The organism is Arsenophonus sp. ENCA (assembly GCF_002287155.1).
Taxonomy (GTDB): domain Bacteria; phylum Pseudomonadota; class Gammaproteobacteria; order Enterobacterales; family Enterobacteriaceae; genus Arsenophonus; species Arsenophonus nilaparvatae.
Map to the genome: position 1 here is coordinate 1 of NZ_NHNG01000052.1, position 3,453 is coordinate 3,453.

A 3,453-nucleotide genomic window follows, 5' to 3' on the forward strand; every position below is an offset into this window, starting at 1 on the left:
ACATAAACGATTATCTCGTAACAGCCGCTCTTTGTTGATCATTTCAAACCTTTATTCTCTAAGTTAAACCTCTTTTTATTCTCAATAGCGTGACAAAAAATGCAAGTCTCTATTCAGCAACTAGTTTTTACTCTATTTGCTTATTCATTTGCCTGAAATGGGAACGCTGATAGAGAGAATCCACAGCGAAAAATCGCCATTCTCTTTGATATGTAATTTGCCTGCTGATTTCAGGAAATCGTCCACCGTTTGGCAGTTCCATTTTTTACCGCTTTTTTGTAGTGAAAATGGCTACAGGGGCACTTTCTTCCATGCTCATGAGTTCCTGTTTTTATCGCCGTTGGAGTATGTCGATGGCATTCAGCCTTATACGGTCACCATGCAACAACCAGATGACATATTAAGCCATAGGGAATGGCAAATTGTGTTTCTAATGATGCACCGATTCAGTAGTAAGGAAATTGGTAGACGGTTAAATATTTTTCCCTCAACGGTTGAATCGCACTTGAAGGCTATCTACGGAAAAGTCAACGTCCATTCTGCTTGCGAGTTAAGGGCATTTGGCAAATCTCAAGGCTTTGACCTCTATATTCCGGTGAATATGCTTCCTCGTTCATGTGTTAACTCTGTTGGAGGTGCAGTATGAAATACACCTACATCATCAACGGATTTCGGCGAACCTATCAGGGTCGCCCTGATGTGCGTTTTACCTGTTGTCACTGTGGCAAACTCTCATTAGCTCTCGTGAGTTTTTTCTGGTGTGCAAGGTTGGATAACCGTCCCGCTGTTTTTCCTGAAGAAGCCTGTATTGAGTTTGTTGAAAAAATAAACCGTAAACAATTCAAGGCGCTTTTTTACCATCCCTCGATGATGAAAGCGTGTTCGGGTGCTTGTTGTCACTGTTTGGATAACCAGCGAGAACAGGCATTACCCAAAGCCAGAGGCAGCATTTTACGGAGATTGGAACAGCAGGCGAATAACCGCATTGAGGGGGCGAAATAATGAAATACTTCAAAGCAACGATTATCACAACGGTTGACCACGAGAAGGGTAAGACAACAAATTTCATCTATCTTCCCTCTGAGACAAAAATTGCTGCCAAGAAATTGGCTTCTCAACATATCTTTGAAACCGACGGCGCGAATTGCTGTTTTTATAAATCGCCGCGATTGGAAGAAATCACAGTTGATGAGTACCTAGCTAATACCGAAAAACAGACGGATATTACCGAAGAACAGGAAATAGACCAGTTTTGCGCTTTGCTAACGATTTTTGGGATTCAGGAAGAATACGACGAAGGCGAAATACGAGATGCAGATGATTTGTTAGCTAATCCAGAAGATGAGCCAGAGCTTTTTGAGCAATATACAGAACTACGTGACAAGGTAACCTCAAAAATTTCAGCGAGTGACAAAGCAATTTCAATCGGTGAAATCAAGGAAATAGCGATTCATCTTTTTGAGTGTGGAAAAGATAATCAGTTATTAACGCAATCAACAGAGTTATCCACTGAATCTGTCGTTATGTCTGTGGAAAACGTGGGAGAAGTGGAAAAAAGCGAGGCGAATGTCGAGCTTGAGGGGTTGGTCAATAATTGTACAGAAGAAAATAAATTAACACACTGGGTCATCAAAAACATCGACGACAACTCTATTTTCTCCGCTTTTCCACCTGTTAACGGAAAAATCATGAGCGGTGAAGGTATCACGCTTGAGATGTTGAACGGCTGTGTTGATGCATTGAAACCGACAGAGAGTTTGATTGTTCGTTGTCTTGAAAATAGCACCTACCATGCGGCAAACGGGTATTCGAGTACACAAATACGATTGGTTCAGAGAAGAGGATTGAGTGCGCTGGACTGGTACAAAAACGCCCCAAGTAAGGAAACGAAACAAGGGGCGCTCTTGATTGGTACAGCTCTTCACTCGGCTATTCTAGAGCCTGAGTGCTTTGAAAAGCAATACCTTTGTGCGCCAGAAGTAGATTTGAGAACCAAAGACGGCAAACAGGCTTTGGCGGAGTTTGAAAATCAGGCAGAAGCCCACAATCAAATCGTGCTCAAAAAAGACGACTTTGAGCAGATTGAGTTAATGCGTGATTCTGCGCTGGCTTACCCACTGGTTGCCGAACTGCTTGAAAACGGTGAACCGGAATTATCAATTTTCTACCGTACGGAAAAAGGGACGCTGCTAAAAATACGTCCTGATTGGTTAGGGCTCTACTCCGGCGTGCCGTTCATCCTCGATGTTAAAACGACTGATGACGTTCATGACTTTGGCAAATCCGTTGACAAGTTTGGCTACCACCTGCAAGCAGCGTTCTACCGAATTATCGCCCAGAAGGTATTTAATCTTGATATTGATTTTCTGTTCTGTGCAATTGGCAAAAGACCGGAGTGTGGGCGCTATCCCGTGCAGCTAGGTATGTTGGACGAAGAAGATAGCGAAGAGGGTGTAATTCAGGTTAACGGCGTGATTGATGCGCTTGAAAAAGGAACCGAAACACAGGCGGTTGCGATGATATCCCGTCCTTTCTGGGCAAAACAGGCGGATAGAAAACGCAGAGAAGCGGTTGCGGTAGAAGGAGGTGTTGCATGAATACTGAACTGGAAACGATGAACAACGTCTATGACAATCTGCAATCGGTCATCATGCAGCAAGGAATTGCAGCCCTGTTGCCTGCTCAGGTTACGCCTGAGCAGTTCACCCGAACCGCTGCGACTGCATTAATTGAAAATGTCGATTTGCAAAATGCCGATAAACAATCACTCGTACTGGCCTTAACTCGCTGTGCAAAAGATGGACTGATGCCTGACGGACGAGAAGCAGCGCTGGTTGTTCGTAGTACCAAAGTCAACAAGCAGTTTGTGAAAAAAGCCGTCTACATGCCGATGGTGGACGGCGTTATCAAACGCGCCCGCCAATCCGGTCAGGTGGCAAATATCATTGCAAAAGTGGTTTATTCGCAAGACGAGTTTGAGTATGTGATTGATGAGAACGGCGAACACTTAACACACCGTCCAGCGTTCGTTGATGGTGATGATATAGTGAAAGTGTATGCCTTCGCAAAACTTAATAGCGGTGAATTGGTTGTCGAAGTGATGAGTCGTGCTGGCGTGGAAAAAATACGGGATACGGTACAAAGCGCAAAATACGATTCTAGCCCGTGGGTGAAGTGGTTTGACAGAATGGCACTCAAAACCGTGATTCATCGTCTCGCTAGACGGCTTCCTTGCGCCTCTGAGCTATTTTCGCTGTTTGAGGTATACGAAGATGCAAATTCAACAGAAAAAACGCTTAGAATGGCGCCTGCTTCGTTTAAACGGCTATCAATAAACTAGTTGCTGAATAGAGACTTGCATTTTTTGTCACGCTATTGAGAATAAAAAGAGGTTTAACTTAGAGAATAAAGGTTTGAAATGATCAACAAAGAGCGGCTGTTACGAGATAATCG

At 43.8% G+C, this 3,453-nt stretch carries 4 protein-coding genes; all 4 read left to right on the top strand.

Annotated features, from left to right (window positions below):
• The first annotated feature begins 157 nt into the window (after positions 1 to 157).
• From CBG25_RS01465 to CBG25_RS01480, 4 genes are read left to right on the top strand one after another with little or no spacing between them, the layout of a single operon-like run.
• Positions 158 to 646 carry a LuxR C-terminal-related transcriptional regulator gene (locus tag CBG25_RS01465; RefSeq protein WP_290604012.1) on the top strand — a complete coding sequence of 163 codons (489 nt, stop codon included), beginning with the start codon at positions 158 to 160 and terminating at the stop codon, positions 644 to 646.
• Positions 643 to 1,002, top strand: coding sequence for a hypothetical protein (locus CBG25_RS01470; RefSeq protein ID WP_290604014.1), 360 nt, complete (start codon positions 643 to 645; stop codon positions 1,000 to 1,002). Before CBG25_RS01465 ends, CBG25_RS01470 begins: the two co-directional genes overlap by 4 nt.
• The gene (locus CBG25_RS01475) at positions 1,002 to 2,597 is read left to right on the top strand and encodes a PD-(D/E)XK nuclease-like domain-containing protein (protein ID WP_290604016.1); all 1,596 of its coding nucleotides are present in this window, start codon (positions 1,002 to 1,004) and stop codon (positions 2,595 to 2,597) included. Before CBG25_RS01470 ends, CBG25_RS01475 begins: the two co-directional genes overlap by 1 nt.
• Positions 2,594 to 3,340 carry a recombinase RecT gene (locus CBG25_RS01480; protein WP_290604017.1) on the top strand — a complete coding sequence of 249 codons (747 nt, stop codon included), beginning with the start codon at positions 2,594 to 2,596 and terminating at the stop codon, positions 3,338 to 3,340. The genes CBG25_RS01475 and CBG25_RS01480 overlap by 4 nt, the downstream gene beginning before the upstream one ends.
• The last annotated feature ends 113 nt before the right edge of the window (positions 3,341 to 3,453 follow it).

Excerpts from the sequence above, each read along its gene's own strand:
- CBG25_RS01475 (WP_290604016.1), top strand. The coding sequence starts at position 1,002 with ATGAAATACTTCAAAGCAACGATTATCACAACGGTTGACCACGAGAAG.
- CBG25_RS01470 (WP_290604014.1), top strand. The coding sequence starts at position 643 with ATGAAATACACCTACATCATCAACGGATTTCGGCGAACCTATCAGGGT.
- CBG25_RS01465 (WP_290604012.1), top strand. The coding sequence starts at position 158 with ATGGGAACGCTGATAGAGAGAATCCACAGCGAAAAATCGCCATTCTCT.
- CBG25_RS01480 (WP_290604017.1), top strand. The coding sequence starts at position 2,594 with ATGAATACTGAACTGGAAACGATGAACAACGTCTATGACAATCTGCAA.